Below are 23,847 nucleotides of genomic sequence, written 5' to 3'. Positions count from 1 at the left end.
GGCGCCGCCCCTCAAGCGCGCCATATTCTCAATAAAGGAATTTAGATGACCATTCAAAAAATCCTGATCAAGACTCTCGCCGCTGCCTTGTTTGTCGGCGTCTCAGCCCTGAGCGCCGGCAACGCCATGGCCCACGGCACCGCCGCTCCGCAATATGGCGGTGTGGTCCAGAGCGCAGCCGACCTGTCGTTTGAACTGGTGGCCGCGCCAGGCGGTGCCTCTCTTTATCTGAAGGACCATGACAATCCGATGGACACCGCTGGCATACGTGGCAAACTGACCGTGCTCAACGGCACCCAGAAGTCCGAGGCCGAACTCAAGCCTGCCGGTGGCCACAAGCTCGAAGCCAAAGGTATCAAACTGAACAAAGGTGCCAAGGTGGTGGCTGTGTTGAACATGGGCAAAAAACCCGTTACCGTGCGATTCACTGTCAAATAATCCGCCTATGCGTCGAGCTCATCTCTCGCTACCGGCTTTGCGCGGCGGACTGCTGGCCTTGCTGGCTGCCGTGCTGTTTGGTGTCAGCACTCCGCTGATTCAGCGCTTCGGTGAGGGTCTGGGCGCGCTGACGACCGCCGCCTTGCTTTATGCCGGTGCAGCTGCCGCTGGCTTGCTGTCCCGCCAACGCGCAACCCACGAAGCAAGGCTGGAGCGCGGCGATTTGCCAAGACTTTTGTCGATGGCATTTCTGGGTGCAGTGATCGGGCCGGTTGCGCTGGCGTGGGGCCTGCAGCATACAAGCGGGACCGGCGCCTCGCTGATGCTCACGCTCGAAGCTTTTTTTACCGTACTTCTGGCGCGTTACCTCTACGGCGAGACGGCGGACCGCCGGGTCTGGGCAGCCATGTTTCTGTTGCTGGCGGGCGGCATCACGCTGGTGCTGGACTTGGGCAGTGCGGGACGCAACCAGCTTCTGGGCATGCTGGCGGTGCTGCTGGCGACCGCCGCCTGGGGTGCCGACAATGCACTGTCCCGTGCCTTGGCAGAACGTGATCCGGGGCAAGTCATTTTGGGAAAGGCATTGCTCGGAGCGAGCGCCACAGGCATGCTGGCCGTACTGTTTGGCGACCCGCTGCCCCCGCTCAACGCTTCACTCGCGCTGGTTGCCATAGGCGCAAGCGGTTACGGTCTGAGCCTGCGCTTTTATTTGCTGGCGCAGCGGGCTTTCGGTGCGTCGCGCACCGGCTCTGTCTTCGCTTTCGCGCCCTTCATCGGTGCGGGCCTGGCGATCGCGCTGGGCGATCGAAGTGGAAGCTGGGTCATGGCACTGGCCGGCGTGCTGATGGTGCTCGGAGTAACCCTGCATCTGGCTGAATCACACGGGCATGAACACGTCCATGAACCACTTGAACATGAACATGCCCACCGGCACGACGACGGGCATCACGATCACTCCCACCCCGACATGCCGGCTGGATCCCACAGCCACCGACATTTACATGAGCCGAGCAAGCATGCACACCCGCATGTGCCTGATGCTCATCATCGCCATGAGCATTGACCGGGTTCACGACAAGCGGAAAGATCATCGTTACGCATGCGGCAACGACCGGTAACACCCAGCAGGTCACGCGTCACTATCAAAATAATAGCTGAATACGACCGCCGTTCATGGGCCAAGGACAGTTTTGACTATGAACATAGCAGCCTGTGCGTGTGAGGGCCGACACTGAGCCTCAAACCAGCGTGAAAATACCAGCCAGAGCTCAGCGACCGACGTCGTGACCATGGTTCCCTGGAGCGAGCGCCACACTGCCATGGCCAGGAACAGGTTGTATGGCAAAAACAGAAAATGCATCGCAACCGCCAAGTCCAGCGACACCCCTTGGGCGATCAGCATCAGGACCACAAAGCCCACAGCGAGATTGGCGCTACTGCCGATCAACAACATGCCGCGCCAGAACTGCACGGGCAGGGGCACGGGGCCGTGCCGGCGAAATGCAAAAAAAACGGTGAGCTACGGCAAATTCACCGTGCTTGTTCAGGAGCTGGCTGTGGTGTCGCAGCTACGCTGCAAGCGCATCAACAAGGACCGCATCTGGACGGCCTCGGCCCACTTTCCAGCATCAAGCACGGGCGCCGTGACAGTCAATGCGACTGGCCAATCCCGCTTGGGAACCAATTCATCCACAACAATTGAAAAGTAGGTAATCACCAGCACCACCAGCGGTCGCACCGTAAGCACTGTAGGTCGGTGCAACCCCGAGCGATGTCAGCCACAAGGCCAGCGGCGCTACGAGCGCCGCTTCGCCAACAATGCCGTTCAGCACGCCGATGGAGGTGATGCCGATCTGGATTGTGGAAGGTACGCACGTGGGGTCCTCGCCGATCTTGACGGCCGCCGCAACGGAAGTGTCGCCATCGTTTACCAATTTTTGCAGGCGGGCCTCGCGCGCCGTGACGAGAGCGATCTCGGACATGGCGAAAGGCCAATCAGCAGAATCAGCGAAAAGAGTATGGCGATTTCCGTAGGGGATTCGGACGGATTGTCAAATCCTGTTTAGCGAGTTTGGGATGGGCAGGCGTGCAAGGCCGTCGGGTCTTGGGAAAACGAAGCGCGTTCACTCGTCGCGGGATCCGGCGATGCCAAGCAAGGCCAGAATCGACTGAAAAATGTTGTAGATGCTGAGATAAACGCCCAGCGTAGCGGTGATGTAGTTGGTCTCATGCCCGTCCTGCACGCGTTTCAGGTCGTAGAGGATGAAGGCCGAAAAAATGCCGATTGCCATCACCGACAGCGTGATCATCAGGGCGCTGGATTGAATAAAGAAGTTGGCGATGCCAACCACCATCAGCATGATCGCCCCGATGAACAGGAACTTGCCCATCGCGCTGAGGTCGCGCTTGATGATGGACGACAGCGACGCCATGCCAAGGAAGATGGCGCCGGTTCCCGCGAAGGCCGTCATGATCAGGCTTGCGCCATTTGACAGCCCCAACACGATGCCGACCAGGCGTGACAACATGACTCCCATGAAAAACGTGAACGCCAGCAGCACGGGCACCCCGGCCGCCGAGTTCTTGGTTTTTTCGATGGCAAACATAAAGCCGAAGGCCCCCACCAGGAACACCATCAAACCGATGCCCGGCGACAAGGCGTTGGCCACGCCAGAGGCCAGGCCGACCCAGGCGCCCAGCACGGTAGGAACCATCGACACGGCAAGCAGCCAGTATGTGTTGCGCAACACCCGGTTGCGTTCGACAAACACGGCTTGGTCAACCGAGCCGGCGGGAAAGTTGTGGAGGTTTTGATTCATCTCGCTGGATTGGGCGGCAAAAGTGGATGTCGGCGGGGTGACCCAGGTACCGGGGTGGTCTGGTTCAGGGCGGCGGTTCACGGCTGCCCCGTTTCCGCAGCCCGTCGCTTGCTGCGCGCGCGGATATTCAGTGCTTCCACCACCAGCGAAAACGCCATGGCCGCGTAGATGTAGCCCTTGGGGACAGCCTGATCAAATGCTTCTGCCGTCAGTGCCATGCCGATCATGACGAGAAAGGCAAGCGCAAGGACTTTGACAGACGGATGACGATCCACAAACTCGCCGATCGGCTTGGCTGCCACAAGCATTACACCTACGGAGGTGACAACGGCGGCCACCATCACGCTGATCTCGTCGACCATGCCCACGGCGGTGATCACCGAGTCAAGAGAGAAAACAATGTCGATCACTGCGATTTGTGCGATCACGGCCCAAAACAGTTTCGCACCCGCTGCCTTGATCGCCGCCGCATCAGCAACGGGGGCGTGAGGCTGTTCACGCGCTTCGACTTCCAGAAAAATTTCGTGCGTGGCCTTGTAGAGCAAAAACAACCCACCCAACAGCAACACCAGGTCGCGACCGCTGATGCCTTGCCCGGCAAAACTGAAAAGGTCGGCTGTCAGGCCTATCACCCAACTCAGGGCGAACAGCAACGCCAAACGGGACAGCATCGCAAAGCCGAGGCCGAGGCGCCGCGCCTTGTCGCGCATCTCTGGCGGCAAGCGGCCAACCAGAATCGAGATAAAGATGATGTTGTCGATGCCCAGCACGATCTCAAGGGCAGTGAGCATCGCAAAGGCTATCCAGATATTGGGGTCGAGAAGGAGGTCCATAGGTGTGTGTCTATCAGCAGGATTGCCGCGAGCGCAAAATCGCGCTAGATGGGAAACGGGGATGAAGACGCGGAAAGCCCGCGTCGGCGTTCACAGGAGAACGACGGATAGGCGTGGGGGATGAAGCGGTCCGTCAAGAAACAGCCACGGGGGACCCGCAAGATCACGCACGTCGTACACCGCCGCCGTGGTGTCGGCAGGCGGCGTCAGCGCCGGAGTTCCCGACAATTCGGGCACTTCGGGCGGCACCTCCGCGAGCAGGGGATCAGCGCCGTGAGGATCGGTATCATCACCCCAACCTGTATCGGCCAGCGAGGATGCAACGGCGACTTGGGAATTGCCGCCCTCGGTTTGCACCGCACTCAGCGTGCGAAGGGAAACGTTCTGACCGCTGGACATCAAAAAGTATGCGCAAACGAACAGGACAAACAGGCGACACATGATTCAGCAAGTGTAACTTTGAAATGGAGCGGCCATTTCAGTCATTGCATTTGAACGAACATGGTCATGTTTTCGGCCAGGGCTGCCCCAGAAAAAAACTGGTGCGGAGCGTGAGGTCCACCTTCACGACCCCAGAAATTCGCCGACCGGCTTTAAATCATCCACCCGGTCACACACCGACTTGACCATCATCATGATCGGGATGCCCAGCAGCAGGCCCCACACCCCCCAGAGCCAGCCCCAGGCCAGCAGCGCCACGAACACCGCCACCGGGCTGAGGCGGCTGGCGCGGCTGGTCAACCAGGGCGTGACGATGTTGCCGACGATGGTGTGGATGACCAAAGAGGCGCCGCCCACCAGCATCGCCATGTTGAGCGAGCCGAACTGCAGAAAACCTACCAGCGCCGAGGCCGCCGCCGTGATCAGGGAGCCCACATAAGGCACCAGATTCAGCACGCCTGCCGCAATACCCCAGACTGGCGCGTTGTCCAGTCCGATGGCCCACAGAGCCAGCCATGTCATCACGCCGACCAGTGCACTGGTCAGCAACTGCACCTGTAAGTAACGCTGGATTTGTTCGGTGATTTCATGCAGGGCATGCAGCGTGATCTTCTTGCTGCTGAGGTTGGGCCCGGCCAGCTTGAGCATCTTGCGGCGGAAGGTGTCGCCCGACAGCATCAGGAAATAGGTCAGAAAGATCACCACGGTGGCCTGGCCGATCAGCGCGATCAGGCCGATGGTGCCGGTCCACAGGTAATCCTTGACGTTGAAGTTTGACTTCTCGATCACCACACGCATCGCGCCGCGTGTGCCGCCGGAGGCTGCGCCTTCCTGGGCGGCCTGCTCGATCTGGGTGGCTGCCTTCTGCACAGTGTCCAGCGTGCTGGTGGAATTGCCGCTGCTGCGTTTCATGGCGTTGCGGAATTTCTGCGCGGCCACCGGCAGCGACTCGACCATAGCAGACGCCTCGTCGCTCAGCGCATACGCCGTGCTGCCAAGGGCGCCGAGGATGGACAGCAGCACGATGGCCGAACCCAGCCAGCGTGGCACGCGGCGGTGCGCCATCCAGTTGACCAGCGGTGAAAAGGCGTAGCTGAAAAGAATGCTCAGCATGATCGGAATAAACACCGCCTTGGCCCAGTGCAACACGAACAGCAGGCCCATCCCCGCCAGCACCATCAGCGACGCATTGCGGATGTCCACCGGCATATGCAGCAGGAGGCGTTCCGGTTCCGGAAAAGTCGTCACCTGGGGCGTATCGGGCGCTGTGTCGGGTTGATGGTTGTCATTCACGGTGGTCTCCTCGTCGGTCCCGCTGAGCTGCAGCGCATTCATCGTTGTGTTCGTATTTCAACAGAGGCAGACCGGGACAGGTGTAGGACGCCTGCGCGGTACCTTACCGGCTGCCGTCCCGCCTGGCGCCGGGTCAGGCAGCCCGGCCCACCGTCAACCCGCAATGGCTTCTCGCACCGCGCTGAGCTGGCGCCGCGACACCGCCAGTAACTCGTCGATGCCATTGAGCCGCACCGCCCAGCCTTCTCCTTCCTCCGGGTCGAAGTGTTTTTCCAGTGCGCGCACGGCACGCCGCGCCACCAGCGCATTGCGGTGGATGCGCATGAACTGGGGGTAACGCTCCTCCAGCTCGTTGAGACTGCCGTCGAGGATGTAGCTTTTGGCGGCTGTCCGCACCGTGATGTATTTGAGCTCGGCCTTGAGGTAAAGCACTTCGGCCAGCGGCACCCGTTCGGTCCGGCCGCGGTCCTGGATGATCAGACATTCTTCCGTCAAATCGGCCTGTAGCCCTTTACCAGACTGCGCGAGCCGCTCTACTTTTTGTAGCGCCTGCTGCAAGCGTTCAAGCCGCACAGGTTTGGTCAGGTAGTCCGCGGCTTCGATCTCGAAAGCCTGCACCGCGTGTTCGGAATGCGCCGTGACAAACACCACAGCCGGCGGCTGCGGTAGCTGGGCAATGGTCTGGGCCAGCGTGATGCCGTCGGCACCGGGCATGCGGATGTCGAGCAACACCACGTCAAACACCTCGCGGCGCAACGCGTCCATGGCCTGCACCGCGTGCGCGGCCTCGGCGACAACACTGGCAGCCGGGGCCGTGCAGTCGCCCAACAAGGTGCGCAGACGCGAGCGCGCCAATGCCTCATCGTCCACGATCAATGCCCTGAGGGTTGTGGTCATAGGGGAATCTCCAGCCTCACCTGAAACATGCCGTCCCGGAACACGGTCTTGAATTGCGCCTGCACATCGTGCAGCAGCGCCAGGCGCTCCCGCACATTGGCCAGCGCCAGCCCGTGGCCGCGCTCGCCTACACCGGCCGGCGTTGAATTTGTGACCTTGATCACCACCATGCTGCCGCGCCGCACCGTCGATATTTTCACCTGCGCGCCAACGGCGCTGGGCTCCACGCCGTGGCGCACCGCGTTTTCCACCAGCGGCTGCAGCAACAGCGGTGGCAGTTTGGCGAGGTCCGCTTCAGGGTCCAGGTTCCACTGCACCTGCAGGCGCTCACCAAAACGGATTTGCTCGATCGCCAGGTAGCGCTGCGCCAGCTCAATCTCTTGCCCCAGCGTGACGGACTCGGTGGCGTCGGCCAGCGCGTGGCGAAACAGCTCACTCAGGTCTTCCAGCACCGACTCGGCCTTGGCCGGTTCGGCCCGCACCAGTGCGATGGCGCTGTTAAGCGTGTTGAACAGGAAGTGCGGCCGGATGCGTGACTGCAGTTCGGCCAACCGCGCCGCAGTGGCTGCCGGCGTGCGGGCCTTGGCGCGCCAGACCAGCCCGGCAACCAGCACCGACGACAGCAACGCCCCGGCAGCCGCGCTGGCGGCCCAGGGCGCGGGCGCCAGCATGCCCAGCATGGTCAGCAGGCCGCAGCCGTACAGCCCTGCCAGTGCGCCCATGGTGATGCCGGCGGCCCACTGGAGCGGCGTGCCCAGACGCGCGAGGTAGCGCTTGAGCAGGCAGGCCACAATCAGCCAGGCCAGCGTGGCCGGCAAGACACCACCGGTCAGCAGCGAAAAGCGCAACAGCCAGTCCACGAAGTGGCCAGCGCTGAACATGGCGCCGACGCCCACCACCGCCTCGGCAAACAGCACGGCACGCAGCACCACGCCGACATTGCAGGCGTCGAACACGATGACGCGGGCCGGCAGGCGGACAGGCTCGTCGCCGGGCTGGCTGAGGCCGCCCAGCATGGTGGACTCGCCAAAGGAGGACAGGTCGGTCTTGAGGCTCATGAAGCGGGCTGCCGGAAGGCTCCTGTTCAGGTCGTTCGGAACAATTTGTACTGCCCGAAGGCCGGCTTTCCAGGCGGACGGGCGCACAGATAAAATCTAGGGTCTAGTATTGCACCAGCAGCAGCCTTAAAACCGGCGCCCACCCCGTACTTTCCCTCAAACCAACGCCTCCTGGCGCCCTTTCCAGCCGCACGCGCACCCCTGACGGCCAGGGGCAGCCCAAAGAAAGCCCGACGTGAGTCAACTCGACAAAAAATCTGAAGCCTGGTCCGCCCTGTTCTCCGAACCCATGAGCGATCTGGTCAAGCGTTACACCGCCAGCGTATTTTTTGACAAACGCCTGTGGCAAGCCGACATCGCCGGCTCGCTGGCCCACGCGGAGATGCTGGCGGCGCAAAAAATCCTGGGGGCCGCCGATCATGCGGCCATTCAGCAGGGGCTGGCCCAGATCAGCAAGGACATTGAGACCGGCGCCTTTGAATGGAAGCTGGATCTGGAAGACGTGCACCTGAACATCGAAGCGCGTCTGACCCAACTGGTCGGCGACGCCGGCAAACGCCTGCACACCGGCCGCTCCAGGAACGACCAGGTCGCCACCGACGTGCGCCTGTGGCTGCGCGGCGAGATCGACCTGATAGATGCGCTGCTGACCGACCTGCAGAAGGCGCTGGTCGATATCGCCGAAAAGAATATCGAAGTGATCCTGCCCGGCTTCACGCACCTGCAGGTGGCGCAACCTGTCAGTTTTGGTCACCACATGCTGGCTTATGTCGAGATGTTCGCGCGCGACGCCGAGCGCCTGCAGGATGTGCGCAAACGCGTGAACCGTTTGCCGCTGGGCGCCGCCGCACTGGCCGGCACCAGCTACCCGCTGGATCGCGAACGTGTCGCCACAACCCTGGGCATGGTCGACGACAAGGGCCTGCCGCAGGTTTGCCAGAACAGCCTGGATGCGGTCAGCGACCGCGACTTCGCGATTGAATTCACCGCCGCCGCGTCGCTGGCCATGGTGCATATCAGCCGCATGAGCGAAGAACTGATTTTGTGGATGAGCCAGAGCTTCGGTTTCATCGACCTCGCGGACCGTTTCTGCACCGGTTCGTCCATCATGCCGCAGAAGAAAAACCCCGACGTGCCCGAATTGGCGCGCGGCAAAACCGGCCGCGTGGTCGGCCACCTGATGGGCCTGATCACGCTGATGAAGGGCCAGCCGCTGGCTTACAACAAGGACAACCAGGAAGACAAGGAGCCGCTTTTCGACACAGTGGACACCCTGAAAGACACCCTGCGCATTTTTGCCGAGATGGTGGGCGGTATCACCGTCAAGCCCGAAGCGATGGAGCGCGCCGCGCTCAAGGGGTATGCCACCGCGACCGACCTGGCCGACTACATGGTCAAGAAGGGTCTACCTTTCCGCGACGCCCATGAGGCCGTGGCCCATGCGGTGAAGGCCGCCATTTCACACGGCGTTGACCTGTCAGAGCTGCCACTGGCCGTGCTGCAGCAGTTCAACCCGAAGATCGAGAAAGACGTGTACGACGTGCTGAGCCTGCGCGGCTCGCTGAACGCACGCAACACCCTGGGCGGCACGGCACCGGCACAAGTGCGGGCGCAGATCGCGCGGCACCGGGCGCGGCTGGGCTGATCAGTCGCAGCGGCGTCAAGCCTGGCACAAGCAGGCCGGACGCATACTGGCTGGCTGTGAGGTCGCACAATGCGCCTATTGCGGGCTGAAGACGACACCCTGATCGGCGAGCCGGTGCTGCAATCCGCGGACCGTGCCGTAGACCGGGTGCGCAAGGCGGTGCCATGGCCGAAACTGCATTGCGCAGCGAGCAGTGCAATCTGCTGCAGTTAAAGCTGGGCCAGGCACAGCGTGACGGGCTCGGTGTCTCGCCAGCCTTGCGCGCGCGGCGCAACCCAAGCCGGTGTTGCGCCGCGCGCGTGATGCAGTCAGCGACCGCATTGCCGGGGGTGAACGCCAGCGCCGGCGACCATGTGGTCAAACCCTCTGTCACCGGCGAATCGTTGGCGCGCAGCCCGCTTTTTTTCGCACAGCAGGGACAAGCACCGGCGCATCAAAATAATTTCATCCCGGTGCCGGCGTAATTCACGTCGCCAAACGCGCAGCCCGCTACCATGCGGGGGATAACCAGGAGACCCCATGCCCGTGATCACCACCATCGAAGACCTGCGCGTTCTCGCCAAAAAGCGCGTGCCGCGCATGTTTTACGACTACGCAGACTCGGGCTCATGGACTGAAAGCACCTACCGCGCCAACAGCAGCGACTTCCAGGCCATCAAGCTGCGTCAGCGTGTGGCGGTCAATATGGAAAATCGCAGTACCGCCACGCAGATGATCGGCCAGAGGGTGGCCATGCCGGTGGCGATTGCGCCCACCGGACTGACCGGCATGCAGCATGCCGACGGCGAGATTCTTGGCGCGCTCGCGGCGAAAAAATTCGGCATTCCATTCACGCTTTCGACCATGAGCATCTGCTCGATCGAGGATATTGCGCAGGCGACCGACCGCCACCCGTTCTGGTTCCAGCTGTATGTGATGAAAGACCGCGGATTCATCGAGCGCCTGATTGACCGCGCCAAGGCCGCCAATTGCTCGGCACTGGTGCTCACGCTGGACCTGCAAATCCTAGGCCAGCGCCACAAGGACCTCAAGAACGGCCTGTCAGCACCGCCCAGACTGACAGTGGCCAACATCCTCAACCTGATGACGAAGCCGCGCTGGTGCCTGGGCATGCTGGGGACGCCGCGCCGCAACTTCGGCAACATCTTCGGCCACGTTGACGGTATCGAAAACATGGGGTCGCTGTCGGAGTGGACCGCCAAGCAGTTCGACCCCGGCCTGAACTGGGGCGATGTCGAATGGATCAAGAAACGCTGGGGCGGCAAGTTGATCCTCAAAGGCATTCAGGATACTGAAGACGCCAGGCTGGCCGTCGATTCGGGTGCTGACGCGTTGATCGTCTCCAACCACGGCGGCCGCCAGCTAGACGGTGCCGAGTCCTCGATCCGCGCCTTGCCGGCCATCGTCGAGGCGGTCGGCCAGCGCATTGAGGTGCACATGGACGGCGGCATCCGCAGCGGCCAGGACGTGCTCAAGGCGCGCGCGCTGGGCGCCAAAGGCACGTATATCGGCCGCTCTTTCCTCTACGGCTTGGGTGCCATGGGAGAAGACGGCGTAACCAAGGCGCTGCAGATCATCCACCGTGAACTGGATTTGACGATGGCCTTTTGCGGCCACACCAACATCGAGACGGTGGACAGAAGTATTTTGCTGCCGGGCACTTTTCCGACCTGATCCGGCCGGGTTTCGGGCTGGGGAATGCCCGATGACAGATGTCCTCCAAAGAAATAAGCTTGCTTATTGATTGTCGAGGCGCTTTTTTCATGACTTCCCCCCAGGAACCCCCTGTCGATACCCCACCGGTGCGCCGCTTCAAGGACCCCGCTTATGTCGAGGTCGCACCAACCCTGGCCGGATTGCGCCAGCGCATCGACACGCTGGACGAGCAGATCGTCGCGCTGCTGGCCGACCGGGCGCTGTGTGTGCGCGATGCCACCCGCTTCAAGCGCGACAGCTTTCAGGTGGCCGCGCCGGCGCGCCAGGCCCAGGTGTTTGCACGCGTGCGCGCCCTGGCCGCGCCGCATGAGGTCGCCTTCCCCGGTCTGTCCGACATCGTTGAGTCCGCCTACCGCACCCTGGTCGCCGGCTACATCGCCGGCGAAGGGGATTTTTTCCATGCCACCGAATTGATCGCGCCATGAACATCCTCACCGCCCCCCGTTTCCCCCTCACCCGTCTGCTGGCACGTTGCGCCGTGGCGGCCACCGTCGCGCTGGCCACTGCCGGTGCCATGGCACAGCAGCCCTGGCCGAACAAACCCGTGCGCATCATCGTGCCTTACGGCGCGGGCTCGTCACCCGACGTGATCGCACGCATCGTGGCCGAAAAACTTTCCCCACGCCTGGGCCAGCCGGTCGTCATTGAAAACCGCGCCGGTGGCGGCGGCAACAACGGCACCGGCATGGTCGCCAAGGCCGCCGGCGACGGCTACACCTTTGTCATCAGCACCAACGGCCCGCTGGTCTACAACACCGTGCTGTATAAAAAGTTGCCCTATGACCCGTTCACCGAGCTGCGCCCGGTGGTGCTGGCCGGTGGCCAGGCCAATATCTGCGCGGTGCGCTCGGATTCCGGCATTACCACGCTCAAGGAGCTGGTCGCTGCGATGAAAAAGGAGCCCGGCAAATTCAACTTTTCGTCCACCGGCGTGGGCAGCCTGTCGCAACTCGGTGTGGAGCTGCTCAAGGTCAAGACCGACACCTTTGCGGTGCATATCCCCTATGCCTCTTCGCCGCTGGCCATTCTGGCCATCCTGCAAGGCGACGTGCAGTTTGCCTGTGTGCCGGCGGTGGCGGTGATCCCGCAGGTCAAGGCCGGCAAGATGCGCACGCTGGCTGTGTCCACGGCCAAACGCAGCCAGCTCACACCCGACATCCCGACCATGAAAGAAGCCGGCCTGCCCGAAATTGAAAACCTCGCCTGGATGGCCATCATGGCGCCGGCGACCACGCCCAACGACATCGTGCAGCGCATGAACATTGAGATCAACGCGGTGCTGGCCATGCCCGATGTCAAGGAAAAGCTGCATGCCCAGTACATGGAACCCATAGGCGGTTCCGAGCAGGACCTGCAGCGCTTCATGCAGCAGGAACTGCGCGTGATGACTCCCATCATCAAGCGCACCGGCATTTCGATTGAATGAACATCGAATGATCGCCGGGCGAGGCGGACATGATCGCCCTGCGCATCGAGCGCAGTGCAGCCACCGCGTCCCAGGTTGGCGAGGCGCTGGCGCTGCTGGAGCAACAGCCCGGCATTTACTTCGGCGTGGACGCCGGCATCCACGGCCTGCACCCGCTGCAGGCCACGCTGCTGAGCGGCCCCGCGCTGGCCCTGCATCTTTACGGCGACGGGCTGGAGGTACAGGTGCACACCGACTTCGGCCACCGTCTGCTGACTCTGCCCGCACTTGCACGCTGGCACGCCGGACTGACACGCGGGCCCGGCGCCTCCACCCTCACCGCGTTGCGCTGTTTCATGGCCTGCTTCGCGCCTTCGCCCGACGTGTTGCTGCTGGGGGCGCTGCCCTTTGCGGCGCATCACCTAGCAACGGGTGGCTACCACGCTGATGCGCTGGGCGTTCTTTTTTTCGGCGAACAATTGTTCAGGCGCGATGCGTCCGGTTTGTGGCAGGCCCTGCGTTTGCGTCTCGATGCTGCACCCACGCAGACCGCATCGCAGCAGCCCCTGCCTGAGTCCATGCCCTCATCCGCCATGTCGGAACCGCAGGACGACCATCCCCCCGGCGCCTATGCCGACATGGTGCGGCGCGCGCTGACTTGCCTGGAAGGCAGCGCACTGGTGTCCCTGACACTGAGCCAGAGTTACCGCCGCCGCGTGCAGATGCCGGCGATTCAGGCCTTTGAACGGCTGCGCGCGGCCAACCCGGCGCCCGTCAGTTTTTTTGTCAATGACGGCAGCGGGCTGCGCCTGTTCGGTGCCTCACCCGACCTCCAATTGATCATTGCCTCGGGCACGGTGCAAAGCCTGCCGGTGTGCGGCACGGTGGCGCGTCGGCCCGGTGCCACCGGCGAAGCCGAGTCGCTGCGCGAATTGCTCAACGAAGAGGTAGACGCCGCTTCGCTTGCGGTCTGCACCGACGCGCTACGCAACGATCTGGCACCGCTGTGCGTTCCCGGCTCGCTGCAACTCCTGAACCGGCGCCACCCGATGTCGCTGGCCACGGTGGTGCATGCGGTGGACCGCCTGGAAGGAAAACTGCGCGAAGGCGTCGATGCCTGGGACGCCATTGCCGCCACGGCCGCGCCGGTGATGGTGACCGGTACGCCGCGCAAGCAGGCGCTGCAGGCCATCAAGCAGCTTGAAGCCAGCCCGCGCGGCTGGTACGGCGGGCTGCTGGTTCAAGTTGCCTCCAACGGCGATGCGCTGGCGGGCACCATTTTGCGCGCGGCGGCGCTCAGCCAGGGCGTGGCAGAGGTCCGGACCGGCGGCGACCTGATGGCCGACTCTTCGCCCGAGCGCGAGGAGCAGGAGTCGCGGCTCAAGGCAGGTTCGCTGTGGCGTGCCTTTGGCATGGAAGCAGCCGCCACCGCATCAGCGGCAACAAACGAGATTGCCGTGCCAGAGGCCGTCCGGCTGATGGCTGCGGACGATCCTTTCGGTCAGTCCATGCGCGACTGCCTGCTGGGCTTGGGCCTGGCCATCCGGGACGACGCTGCCTGCGCCTTGCTTGTCGGAACGCCTGGCCCTTCCAGCCCGCGACAGCAACTGGTGGCTGTCGGGGACGCCGCCCTGCGCCTGCTCGGTCAGTCAGGGTTTGTGGTGCAGGCTATCCGCCCCGAACACGGTCGCGTCATCTCGTGCCACACCACGGCAGATGCGCCATGGGTCAACACTGGCCCGTTTTCTGCTGCGCGTTATGTCAGCCTGGCCTTGCAGGGAAGCGGGTTGCCCGCCGGCTGGCAAATCTGGGGACACGATGACCAGGGCCAGCCGGTGGTACTGGCCCATGCAGGCAGGAGAACTGCCTGCTTGCTGTTCCGTCCCGACTCCTTGCTGTCGGAATCGAAGGCGTTGCAGGTGCTGAGCGCGGCGCTGGCATTTGCGGCCGGCGAGTCGGCGCGCAGCTCTCAGGGCTGAAGACCCCATGCCGTTCGCGAGCAGCCGCTGGAACCTGGTATGCGCTGAACAGGCCCTTGCACAACACGGCAAGAGGACCGGAAGGCGCAAGGCGGATGTTGCAGCCAAGAACAGGCCTTGGGCAAGAAATCCGGAGCTGCACAGCGCTCCACGCCGGGTGATCACGCACCACCAGGGACTGCTTCAGCGCTTTCCTTACTTGCGCATGAACGCCAGCAGGTCCCGGGTCAGTTGCTCTTTGTGGCTGGCCTGCAAGCCATGCGGCGCGCCATCGTATTCAATCAGCGTGGACTGCGCGATACCGCGGGAGGCGGCTCGGGCCGAGGCATCGATAGGCACGATTTTGTCGCCGGTCCCGTGAATGATCAGCGTCGGCACATTGAAAGCCGGCAAATCGCCCCGGAAATCGGTGCTGGAAAATGAATCAGCGCATGCCAGCGTTGCTTTCAGGCCGGCCTGCATGGACACGCTACAGGCCCAGTCCAGCACCTCGTCACTGACCGGGTGCGACACCATGCCCACACCAAAAAAATCCTTGTAGAAAGCTGCGAAAAATTTGGCGCGATCCTCCTTCATGCCTTGCGCCATCTTGTCGAACACCGCCTGATCGGTGCCATCGGGGTTGTCCGCCGTCTTGAGCATGTAGGGCAAGACCGAGGACACCAAAATGGCTTGGGACACCGATTTGCCGCCATGGCGCGACATGTAACGCGCCACCTCGCCACCGCCCATCGAGAAGCCAACCAGCACCGCGTCTTGCGCGCCGGTCTGCTCAATCACTGCCGCCAGATCGTCGGCCAGGGTGTCGTAGTCATAACCGGTCCATGGCTGCGAGGAGCGGCCAAAGCCACGCCGGTCATAAGAAATCACACGATAACCTGCATCGGCGATGGCCATGGCCTGGTCGTCCCAGCTGTCCGAAGACAGCGGCCAGCCATGCAACAGGATGACAGGTCGGCCGGTGCCCCAGTCCTTGAAATAAAGCCTGGTCTGGTCAGGGGTGGTGATGAAATTCATGGTGGAAACGCCTTCATGGTCAGGGTGAAAGATTCGAGTTTTCCTGTTGGCGTATCGCGCCACTGTGGGCAAGCGGGAAAGAAATGCGTCAGCGCAAGCCTACGCCGCGTGCGGCGCTATGCTTGCCGGGTGACAGACCTCCCGCCGCCGTCCGCCGGCAAACTGCGCCGCATTGCCCACCTCGACATGGACGCTTTTTTTGCGTCCATCGAGCTGCTGCGTTATCCGCAGCTCAAAGGCCTGCCGGTGGTCATAGGCGGCGGACGGCGCAAGGTGGACGAAGCGATACGCGCCGACGCCGAACGCGCGCTGCGCTTCATCCCGGTGGCCGAATTTCCGCTTCTCAAGGACTATGTGGGCCGTGGCGTCATCACCACCGCCACCTATGCCGCGCGGCAGTTCGGCGTGGGGTCGGCCATGGGCATGATGAAAGCGGCCAAACTCTGCCCGCAGGCCATCGTGCTGCCGGTGGACTTTGACGAGGTGCGCAAATACTCGCGGCTGTTCAAAAGCACCATCACCGAGATTGCACCGCAGATGCAGGACCGCGGTGTGGACGAGGTCTACATCGACTTCACCGACGTGCCCGGCGGCCAGCGCGAGAGCGGGCGCGTGCTGGCGCGGCTGATCCAGAAAGCGATTTTTGAAGCCACCGGCCTGACCTGCTCCATCGGCGTCGCGCCGAACCGGCTGCTGGCCAAGATGGCCAGCGAGTTCAACAAGCCCAACGGCATCTCGATTGTTCATGAGGCCGACCTGCAGGACAAAGTCTGGCCGCTCAACGTGCGAAAGATCAACGGCATCGGCCCCAAGGCCGGCGAAAAACTCGCGAAGCTGCACATCCACACCATTGGTGAACTCGCCGCGCAGGACGCGGGCTGGCTGGTCGACAACTTCGGCAAGGCCACCGGCGCCTGGATGCACGCTGTGGCCTGGGGCCGCGATGACAGCCCGGTGGTGACCGAGAGCGAACCGGTCAGCATGAGCCGCGAGACCACCTTCGAGCGCGACCTGCATGCGGTGCGTGACAAGGTTGCACTTGGCGCGATCTTCACCGACCTGTGCACCCGCCTGGCCGACGACTTGCAGCGTAAGGGCTACGTCGCCAAAACCATAGGCATCAAGCTGCGGTATGACGACTTCAGAATCGCCACGCGGGATCAAACCGCGGAGTTTTATACCTCCGATGCCAAAACCATTCGCAAAATTGCCGGCCTGTGCCTGAAGCGGGTTCCTTTGAGCCAGCGCCTGCGCCTGCTGGGCGTGCGGGCCGCAACACTGGCGAAAGCCGGCGACGCCCCGGTTGTTGAACCAAATCTGCTTCTAGCCCATGCCCAACGTGTGCAGATCGCTCCTGAATTTATAGCAAACGACCAGCTTTTCTGAGGCCAGCCAGGAGACGGCGCGGACTGTCGCGTTTATTTGAGCGTGGCCAGATAGGCAATCAGGTCGGCCCGCTCCTGCGCATCATTCACCTGGAAACCCATGCGCTGGCCAGCCACCAGTTCTTCCGGGTCCTCCAGCCAGACATTCAGGGTTTGCGGGGTCCAGCGCAGACGCGATTGCGACAGCTCGTCGGAGTATGTGTAACCCTTGAGGCCGCCAACCCGGCGGCCCAACACGCCTCGGTGCGCCGGGCCTGTCTTGTTGCTGTCCACCGCATGGCAGGCCGTGCAGCGGGTCTGGTAGAACGCCATGCCGCGCTGTACATCGCCGGGCGGCGGGGTTCGCCACTCACGCGCGCCGGTGTTTTGCGCCCAGGCAGAACCGGCCGTCAACGCCAGAGCAAGCAGCCAACCCGCCCTCATGCCTGGAACGCCGCTACAGGCCTGGCCAGAACAAAGGAGCAAGGATCAAGTAGGCGCGGCATAAGGTAACTCCTGAAAATTGACCTGAAGGTGGGTGGGGTAGCAGGGAATATACGTAGGGCACACGCTTACAGATTCACCCGATGCCAAAGATGTAACGCAGATAGTCGCAAAAAAAATGCCCTTTTTCTGAATCCAGCCCCAAACACTGCCCGTATCGTTTTGGTACATCTAATTACATTCCCCATTCCCTGATCTTTACGTCACAAAAAAGGAGCGCCCCATGAAGCTTAAATCTGCCCCCCACCTCATCGCCGCCTGCACCGCCATGATCTGTGCCGGTGCCAGCCTGTCTGCCCATGCCGAGACCGGCAAACTGCTGCTCACCGGTGGTGTCAGCAGCATCGACGGCGCAGCGGGCGGCGGCCTGACCCCCTGGGCGGTGATCGGCAGCAACGCCACGGAGGGTGAAATCGGCGGCACCGCCTTTGTCACAACCGCCCGCACCAAGGACTACGGCCTGAACATCGTCGGCGCCTCGGTCGGCATCCATGACCGTTATGAGTTGTCGATTGCCCAGCAGGACTTCAAGACCGGTGTCACCGGCACCGGGCTGGGCCTGCCGGGCCTGCATCTGAAACAAACCATTTTGGGCGCCAAGGTGCGCGTCGCGGGCGACGCCATCCTCGACAGCGACTCGCTGATGCCGCAAATAGCGGTCGGCGTCGAACTGAAGAACCTCGGCTCCACCGGCCTGGATGGCACCCTGCGTGCACTGGGCGCCAAGCGTGAAGGCGTGGACCTGTATGTCAGCGCCACCAAGCTGTTTCTTGGTCAAAGCCTGCTGGTCAACGGCACTTTGCGTGCGACCAAGGCCAACCAGAACGGCCTGCTCGGTTTTGGCAGCACCTCCGACAATTCCTACAGTTTGCAGCCCGAATTCTCAGTCGCCTACCTGATCAGCAAAAATTGGGTGGTGGGCGCCGAATACCGCTCAATGCGGGACAAACTGCGACTTCCGGTTGCTGGGGCAAACGGCCTGCGTGCAGAAGATTGGAAAGATATTTTTGTCGCCTGGGCCCCTAATAAAAATCTCTCGGTGACCCTTGCCTATGTAGATTTGGGAACGATCGTTCCACTGACCACCGCCAGTCGCAAGCAAACGGGTTATTACCTGTCGGCCCAGGTAGCCTTCTAAGCGTCTGCCCACTCACGCTTTTTAAAAACCTTCAAGGAACTGACATGAAAAAAACCCTTCTCTCTCTCGTGCTGGCCGCCTCCGGTCTGCTGATGGCCGGTGCCTCGTTCGCGCAAACTGCATCTAACGACCAGCTCTACAAGGCCTTTGGCGAAAAAGCTGGCCTGGTGTCGCTGATGGACGACTTCATGGTCCGGCTACTGGCCGATCCGCGCACCGGCCCACACTTCAAACCGTCCAACCAGCAGCGCGTCAAAGAGCAACTGGTGGACCAGTTGTGTTCGCTGGCCGGCGGCCCCTGCGTCTACAAAGGTGCCGACATGAAAAGCGCGCATGCCAACCTCGACATCAAAAAGTCTGACTTCAACGCGCTGGTCGAAGTGCTGCAGCAAAGCATGGACGCCAAAGGCATCCCTTTCCGCACGCAAAACCAGATGCTGGCATTGCTGGCACCAATGCACCGCGATACCATCACGGTTCGCTAAACCTCTACCTACCGGATTGCCCTCACCATGAAAAAAACCATCCTCTCCCTGACGCTGGCTGCCCTGACTGGCTGGGCCAGCGCCGGCAATTTGCAGGTGCTGGTGCTGGACAAGGAGGGCAAACCGGTGCAGGACGCTGTGGTGGTGGTCATACCTGCCAACAAGGGAACGCCCAAGACGGCGCTGCCAATGCAGGTGACCATCACCCAGGAAAAAATGCGCTTCATTCCAGCAGTCAGTGTGGTGGCGGTTGGGACCAAAGCCCTGTTTGTCAACAACGATCCCTGGGAGCACCATGTGCGCGCTTCGGCAGCCGGTTTCGCCCAGTTCAACACCGCCAGCAGCGGCGGTTTTGAATTGCGCCTGGATGGCAAGCCCGAGGGCAAACCGGGCAAAACAGCCGAGGCAGTGTTTGAAAAAGCCGGCGCCGTGCTGCTGGGCTGCCACATCCACGGCTCCATGCGTGGCCATGTGTATGTCAGTGAGTCGCCCTGGACCCTGCTGACGGGTGCAGATGGCATTGCCAATATCGAGCAGATTCCCGATGGCGGGGCCCAGATCAAGGTCTGGCATGCGGACCAACTGCTGGACATCGCACCGCAGCAGACGACGGTCAGCGCCTCACCGGGGAAAGCCACGATGCAGCTCACCGTGGTGCCGCGCCGACGCCGGATCTGACGCGGACCTGGCTCTCCCAAGTATCGGGCCAAGGCGGTGGCTGAGTACAAGCCAGCCGCCAATACGCCGACTGCCCGCGCCGGGTTGAAAAAACAGCGCTGAACGGAGTTGACAACACCTTTCACGAAACTTACATTGGAGTTTCCAGCACGGAGGCTCATATGCCGGTCCCTGTCAACCACCCGCCGCGGCACATCTCACTCGCGCAAATAGAACGCTTGAAAAACTGGCGCGTTGCCCACCACGCCGCCCAGCCGATGGAATGTTATACGTGGGATGGGGTGCTGACGCTCTGGATGATGGGCTGGGTGGGCTGGGTGGGCTGTTTGCCAGCTTACGCTTTCGAAGCGCCCTGGGCCTATCCGCTGTGCCTGCTCGGCATTTGGATGCCGGTGCTGTATGCCCGCTTGCGGGCACGGGCCCATGCCACGCAGCGTCTCAGGTGTGACTGGCTTGATCTGGTGACCTGAGCGCATCTGGCTTACATTGGCGGGGATGAATCCACTGACCTGCTTTACCCTTTCCACCACCGACCACATCGCGCACCTGGTGCTCAATCGCCCCGAGGCGATGAACACCATGCACCCGATGTTCTGGCGCGAGCTCGATGCGGTGCTGACGCAAATTAACAAGGCCGGCGACGCACGGGTGCTGCTGATCTCCAGCACCGGCAAACACTTCAGCGCCGGCATGGCGCTGGAGACTTTTGGCGGCGCCATCAGAATGGACGACCAGAGCCCGGAAGGCCGCGCCGCGATGTTCGACCTGCTGGCCGGCATGCAGGCGACCTTTACCAAGCTGGAGAGCCTGCGCATTCCGGTGATTGCCGCGATCCAGGGCGGCTGCATTGGCGGGGCGGTCGACATGGTGACGGCCTGCTGCCTCCGTTACGCCACAGCCGACGCGTTTTTCTGCATCCAGGAAATCAACATCGGCATGGTCGCCGACGTCGGCACGCTGCAGCGCCTGCCCAAGCTGGTGCCGCTGGCGGTGGTCAAGGAGCTGGCTTACACCGGCCGCCGCCTGCCGGCGCAGAAGGCGCTGGCTTACGGGCTGGTCAATGAGGTGTTTGAGTCAGCCGAGGCCATGCTCGCCGGCGCGCTGTTATGCGCCAGGGAGATTGCCAGCAAACCCCCGGTCGCCATCTGGGGCACCAAGCAGGCGGTTCATTACGCGCGCGACCACTCGGTGGACGATGCGCTCAAACAAATGGGCTGGCTGCAGGGCGCGATCTGGAGCAACCAGCATGTGCGCGAGTCAGTGACGGCAATGAAGGAAAAACGCGCGGGCGACTTCCCGGCCCTGTCACCGCTGCAGCATTTCAATGAAATCGGGCTCTAGCCTACGTCGAACAAGTGGTAGCAGCTATTGATTTAGTAGCAAATCAAGGAGAGCGCTGTCATTCCGGACGTGATCCGAGATCCATGCTGGTGAACCCACGCTGCAGTTATGCACACATGGATTGCGGGTCGGAGCCCGCAATGACACAAGGTTTCCCTACTGCCGCGCCGTCCGCACATTACCCGGCAGCGCCTGCGGGTGGCTGGTGCGAAACGGGTTGATGTCCAGACCGCCGCGCCGCGTGTAACGTGCATAGACCGACAGCCTGAGCGGGCGGCAGCGCGTCCAGATGTCCATGAAGATGCGCTCCACACACTGCTCATGAAACTCGTTGTGGTTGCGAAAACTCACGATGTACTGCAGCAGACCTTCCTGGTCGATCGGTGCGCCTTCATACCTGATCTGCACACTGCCCCAGTCGGGCTGGCCGGTGACCAGGCAGTTGCTTTTGAGCAGATTGGACGTCAGGGTCTCGCTGACCGCCGGCTCTTCATGGTCGGCAAACAGCAGTTCGGGCGCCGGCGTGTAGTGAATGCATTCGACATCGAGCCGGTCCAGGTTCAGGCCGTCGAGCTCGTGCACCGGCTCTTGGTCAAACAACTCGGGGCCCAGGGTCTTGACGCCGACACCGGCACCAACCGCGGCGTTGAGGTCGGCGCGAATGCGTTCCCGCACCTCGCGTGCGTCCAGAAAACGCGTGTTGTTGAAGCTGTTCAGGTAGAGCTTGAAGGACTTGCTCTCGACGATGTTCGGCGACTCGCAGGGCACGGTGATGTGCGCCAATGCGACTTGCGGTTTGCCGCGCAGGTTGAGCCAGCTCAGCTCGAACGCGGTCCACATGTCGGCGCCCATGAAGGGCAAGGTGTCGCCCAGACCGATTTCTGCACGCTTGACGGCGCGCGGGATCGGGAACAACAGCGAAGCGTCGTAGTGGTCGATGTAGGCAGAGCTCTTGCCGAGCTGGGATTGTTCTGGGCTGTTCATGCGTTGGCCTGTGTTGCTTGTGACGCCTTCAGGTGGGGAACCAGCGGCTCCAGGATGCGCTGCACCACGCCGGCCGGCAGGTCATGGCCCATGCCCTCAATCCCGACCAGCGTGGCGCCGGGAATACGCCGCGCCGTGTCTTCGCCGCAGGCAAACGGCACCAGCGGGTCGGCCTTGCCATGGATCACCAGCGTGGGCAGACACAAGCCCGACAGTTCGGAGGCGCGCCGGCTGTCGGCAACGATGGCCACCATCTGGCGCAACACGCCAGCCGGATTGAAGTTGCGCTGCGCTGCGGCTGTGATGCGCTCACGCAACTCGGCGTCGTCCACCGGAAAACCGGGGCTGCCAATCGCCTTGAAGAGTTTGACGTAATGGTCGGTCACCGAAGAAAGGTCCTTGCCGGCCGGGCGACTCAGCAGCACCCGCATGACCTGAGGCTTGGCCTGCGGCAGGCCGCGTGCGCCGCTCGAACTCATGATGCTGGTCAGGCTCAGCACGCGCTGCGGCGCAGCCAGCGCCACGCGCTGCGCGATCATGCCGCCCATGCTGACACCAAGCACATGGGCTTTTGCCACGCCCAATGCGTCAAGCACCGCCAGCGCATCGGACGCCATGTCGTGCAACGCATACGGCGCCTTCACGCCCAGTCCCAGCCGGTACCGGATACTGGCCCACACCAGGTTCGGCGTGCCGAGGTGATCGAATTTCTGCGACAGCCCGATGTCGCGGTTGTCCAGCCGGACCACCCGGTAACCGGCGTCCACCAGCGACTGCACCAGCGCCGGTGGCCAGGCCACGAGTTGCATGCCCAGGCCCATGATGAGAAGGACCACGGGTCGCCCTGTGAGGTCACCTGCATGGCTGTCCTCGATTTCGATGTCGATGCCGTTTGCTCTTAATTTCATAGTTGTATATGACCGTCAGTCATGGGCTCCGGGGTTATTTTATTCATCAATCAACTGAATTCACGTTCACGCAGCCACTTGGTCGCAATCCACTTTTCGCCGGCCAGCACCGGCATGCCGCCGTGCAGGGTCTGGCTGCAGGGGTGGGCCTGGCTGTAGCTGAAAAACACCGCGCTGCCGCGCCGCGGCACCACCTGCAACCGCAGGTCGGGAAACACCGTGGCGCCACCTTGGTCCGGCTCCTGCAGGTACATGATCAGTGTGGCCAAACGCTGGCCGCCGCGCGCCAGGATGGAAGCCGTGCCAGGTTCAGCCGGGTCAAAATAATCGTAGTGGGGCTTGTACTCGGTGCCTGGACCATAACGCAGCACCTGCAGGCCTTCACCGTTTTCGACCGGCCAGCCCAGCAGCTTTGCAATGCGCGCCTCGATCACCGCGACCACGGCATTTTCGCCGCGCGTGAAAAACATACCGTCGCTGGTGCGGTCGGAATGCACCTCTTCGCCGCCGGTCTCCAGCGCTACCGTGAGTGAGCGCTGCAGCCGTGGTTTGGCCGCTGCTATCAGCGCCAGACATTCCTCATCATTCAGCAGATCCTCCAGCACCAGCACGTCAGGCGTGCGCATCACGGTGCTGATGGCCACCTGCCGGTCGCCGGCATCCAGCCGCAGGCTGGAACAGGCTGCGGCCGGCCAGGGCACGGGCACCGGCGCCGAGGGCGTCTCCGTCAATGCTTCGCTCGCCACCTGATGGCTCCAGCCGGCCGTGAGCATGGCCTGCAACACCGCATCGCGCTCATGGCCGTCGGCGGTCTGCGATGCAATCCACTGGCGCAGCTCGCGCGTGATGGTCTGGTGCTGGGCGGTGGTCGCAGGTGTTGGCACGTTGGCTTCTTCGTTAAGTG

General features: G+C 62.5%; 26 protein-coding genes and 1 pseudogene. 14 read left to right on the top strand and 13 right to left on the bottom strand.

Annotated elements, in window-relative coordinates; translation table 11 throughout:
- The first annotated feature begins 45 nt into the window (after positions 1–45).
- Both IEX16_RS01245 and IEX16_RS01240 read left to right on the top strand, forming a co-directional pair.
- Positions 46–438 (top strand): hypothetical protein, encoded by a 393-nt coding sequence (locus IEX16_RS01245; protein WP_188705781.1) that lies wholly within the window; start codon positions 46–48, stop codon positions 436–438.
- Between the two features lie 7 nt (positions 439–445).
- Positions 446–1,501, top strand: a complete 1,056-nt coding sequence (locus IEX16_RS01240) for a DMT family transporter (protein ID WP_188705779.1) — start codon at positions 446–448, stop codon at positions 1,499–1,501.
- 108 nt (positions 1,502–1,609) lie between these two features.
- Here IEX16_RS01240 and IEX16_RS01235 read toward each other — a convergent pair whose 3' ends face one another.
- The 8 genes and pseudogenes from IEX16_RS01235 to IEX16_RS01200 form a co-directional block, all read right to left on the bottom strand.
- Positions 1,610–1,921 (bottom strand): hypothetical protein, encoded by a 312-nt coding sequence (locus IEX16_RS01235; RefSeq protein ID WP_188705778.1) that lies wholly within the window; start codon positions 1,919–1,921, stop codon positions 1,610–1,612.
- 186 nt (positions 1,922–2,107) lie between these two features.
- Positions 2,108–2,464, bottom strand: a pseudogene (locus tag IEX16_RS01230) (CNNM domain-containing protein); the annotation flags it as partial.
- Between the two features lie 97 nt (positions 2,465–2,561).
- Entirely contained in the window at positions 2,562–3,257 is a 696-nt protein-coding gene (locus tag IEX16_RS01225; protein WP_188706249.1) for a Bax inhibitor-1/YccA family protein, read from the bottom strand.
- A gap of 77 nt (positions 3,258–3,334) precedes the next feature.
- Positions 3,335–4,090, bottom strand: coding sequence for a TerC family protein (locus IEX16_RS01220; RefSeq protein WP_188705776.1), 756 nt, complete (start codon positions 4,088–4,090; stop codon positions 3,335–3,337).
- A 90-nt stretch (positions 4,091–4,180) separates the two neighbouring features.
- On the bottom strand, positions 4,181–4,531 hold the full coding sequence (locus tag IEX16_RS01215; protein ID WP_188705774.1) for a hypothetical protein: 351 nt from the start codon (positions 4,529–4,531) through the stop codon (positions 4,181–4,183).
- Positions 4,532–4,654: 123 nt separating this feature from the next.
- Positions 4,655–5,824 (bottom strand): AI-2E family transporter, encoded by a 1,170-nt coding sequence (locus IEX16_RS01210; protein ID WP_229676102.1) that lies wholly within the window; start codon positions 5,822–5,824, stop codon positions 4,655–4,657.
- Positions 5,825–5,977: 153 nt separating this feature from the next.
- Positions 5,978–6,721, bottom strand: a complete 744-nt coding sequence (locus IEX16_RS01205) for a LytR/AlgR family response regulator transcription factor (RefSeq protein WP_188705771.1) — start codon at positions 6,719–6,721, stop codon at positions 5,978–5,980.
- The gene (locus IEX16_RS01200) at positions 6,718–7,737 is read right to left on the bottom strand and encodes a sensor histidine kinase (protein ID WP_229676130.1); all 1,020 of its coding nucleotides are present in this window, start codon (positions 7,735–7,737) and stop codon (positions 6,718–6,720) included. Before IEX16_RS01200 ends, IEX16_RS01205 begins: the two co-directional genes overlap by 4 nt.
- A 277-nt stretch (positions 7,738–8,014) precedes the next feature.
- On the opposite strand from IEX16_RS01200, the gene argH reads away from it, so the two are divergent.
- From argH to IEX16_RS01170, 6 genes are all read left to right on the top strand, one after another.
- Positions 8,015–9,424, top strand: coding sequence for an argininosuccinate lyase (gene argH / locus IEX16_RS01195; protein WP_188705767.1), 1,410 nt, complete (start codon positions 8,015–8,017; stop codon positions 9,422–9,424).
- A 164-nt stretch (positions 9,425–9,588) separates the two neighbouring features.
- A complete protein-coding gene (locus IEX16_RS01190) occupies positions 9,589–9,888 on the top strand; it encodes a hypothetical protein (RefSeq protein ID WP_188705765.1) in 300 nt (99 codons plus the stop codon).
- Positions 9,889–9,943: 55 nt separating this feature from the next.
- A complete protein-coding gene (locus IEX16_RS01185; protein WP_188705763.1) occupies positions 9,944–11,098 on the top strand; it encodes an alpha-hydroxy acid oxidase in 1,155 nt (384 codons plus the stop codon).
- Positions 11,099–11,187: 89 nt separating this feature from the next.
- A complete protein-coding gene (locus IEX16_RS01180) occupies positions 11,188–11,565 on the top strand; it encodes a chorismate mutase (RefSeq protein WP_188705761.1) in 378 nt (125 codons plus the stop codon).
- Positions 11,562–12,566: a Bug family tripartite tricarboxylate transporter substrate binding protein gene (locus IEX16_RS01175; protein WP_229676101.1), complete on the top strand. Its 1,005-nt coding sequence runs from the start codon at positions 11,562–11,564 to the stop codon at positions 12,564–12,566. Before IEX16_RS01180 ends, IEX16_RS01175 begins: the two co-directional genes overlap by 4 nt.
- A gap of 29 nt (positions 12,567–12,595) precedes the next feature.
- A complete protein-coding gene (locus tag IEX16_RS01170) occupies positions 12,596–14,524 on the top strand; it encodes a chorismate-binding protein (RefSeq protein ID WP_188705759.1) in 1,929 nt (642 codons plus the stop codon).
- Positions 14,525–14,719: 195 nt separating this feature from the next.
- Here IEX16_RS01170 and IEX16_RS01165 read toward each other — a convergent pair whose 3' ends face one another.
- Positions 14,720–15,541, bottom strand: a complete 822-nt coding sequence (locus IEX16_RS01165) for an alpha/beta fold hydrolase (protein ID WP_188705756.1) — start codon at positions 15,539–15,541, stop codon at positions 14,720–14,722.
- A gap of 129 nt (positions 15,542–15,670) precedes the next feature.
- On the opposite strand from IEX16_RS01165, the gene IEX16_RS01160 reads away from it, so the two are divergent.
- Positions 15,671–16,927 carry a Y-family DNA polymerase gene (locus tag IEX16_RS01160; protein WP_268236577.1) on the top strand — a complete coding sequence of 419 codons (1,257 nt, stop codon included), beginning with the start codon at positions 15,671–15,673 and terminating at the stop codon, positions 16,925–16,927.
- A 32-nt stretch (positions 16,928–16,959) separates the two neighbouring features.
- On the opposite strand, the gene IEX16_RS01155 is transcribed toward IEX16_RS01160, so the two are convergent.
- Entirely contained in the window at positions 16,960–17,349 is a 390-nt protein-coding gene (locus IEX16_RS01155; protein ID WP_188705752.1) for a c-type cytochrome, read from the bottom strand.
- 283 nt (positions 17,350–17,632) lie between these two features.
- Here IEX16_RS01155 and IEX16_RS01150 point away from each other — a divergent pair, with 283 nt between their 5' ends.
- The 5 genes from IEX16_RS01150 (at position 17,633) to IEX16_RS01130 (ending at position 21,051) form a co-directional block, all read left to right on the top strand.
- Positions 17,633–18,547, top strand: a complete 915-nt coding sequence (locus IEX16_RS01150) for a DUF3034 family protein (RefSeq protein WP_188705750.1) — start codon at positions 17,633–17,635, stop codon at positions 18,545–18,547.
- Between the two features lie 44 nt (positions 18,548–18,591).
- Positions 18,592–19,032: a group I truncated hemoglobin gene (locus IEX16_RS01145; RefSeq protein WP_188705749.1), complete on the top strand. Its 441-nt coding sequence runs from the start codon at positions 18,592–18,594 to the stop codon at positions 19,030–19,032.
- A gap of 27 nt (positions 19,033–19,059) precedes the next feature.
- Positions 19,060–19,710, top strand: coding sequence for a cupredoxin domain-containing protein (locus tag IEX16_RS01140; RefSeq protein WP_188705747.1), 651 nt, complete (start codon positions 19,060–19,062; stop codon positions 19,708–19,710).
- 161 nt (positions 19,711–19,871) lie between these two features.
- Complete coding sequence (locus tag IEX16_RS01135; protein WP_188705744.1) at positions 19,872–20,180, top strand: hypothetical protein; 309 nt, start codon at positions 19,872–19,874, stop codon at positions 20,178–20,180.
- A gap of 25 nt (positions 20,181–20,205) precedes the next feature.
- Positions 20,206–21,051 (top strand): enoyl-CoA hydratase-related protein, encoded by an 846-nt coding sequence (locus tag IEX16_RS01130; RefSeq protein WP_188705742.1) that lies wholly within the window; start codon positions 20,206–20,208, stop codon positions 21,049–21,051.
- A 156-nt stretch (positions 21,052–21,207) separates the two neighbouring features.
- On the opposite strand, the gene queF is transcribed toward IEX16_RS01130, so the two are convergent.
- Genes queF through IEX16_RS01115 form a run of 3 tightly spaced genes read right to left on the bottom strand, consistent with a single transcriptional unit; the run spans position 21,208 to position 23,827 of the window.
- Entirely contained in the window at positions 21,208–22,035 is an 828-nt protein-coding gene (gene queF / locus IEX16_RS01125) for an NADPH-dependent 7-cyano-7-deazaguanine reductase QueF (RefSeq protein WP_188705741.1), read from the bottom strand.
- Positions 22,032–22,943, bottom strand: a complete 912-nt coding sequence (locus tag IEX16_RS01120) for an alpha/beta fold hydrolase (protein WP_188705739.1) — start codon at positions 22,941–22,943, stop codon at positions 22,032–22,034. Before IEX16_RS01120 ends, queF begins: the two co-directional genes overlap by 4 nt.
- Positions 22,944–22,993: 50 nt before the next feature.
- On the bottom strand, positions 22,994–23,827 hold the full coding sequence (locus tag IEX16_RS01115) for a 2OG-Fe(II) oxygenase (protein ID WP_188705737.1): 834 nt from the start codon (positions 23,825–23,827) through the stop codon (positions 22,994–22,996).
- Positions 23,828–23,847: the final 20 nt, after the last annotated feature.

It is taken from the genome of Polaromonas eurypsychrophila (assembly GCF_014641715.1).
In the GTDB taxonomy this organism is placed as follows: domain Bacteria; phylum Pseudomonadota; class Gammaproteobacteria; order Burkholderiales; family Burkholderiaceae_C; genus Polaromonas; species Polaromonas eurypsychrophila.
Note: the sequence above shows the minus strand (reverse complement) of the source record. Positions and strands in the feature narration are given on the sequence as shown.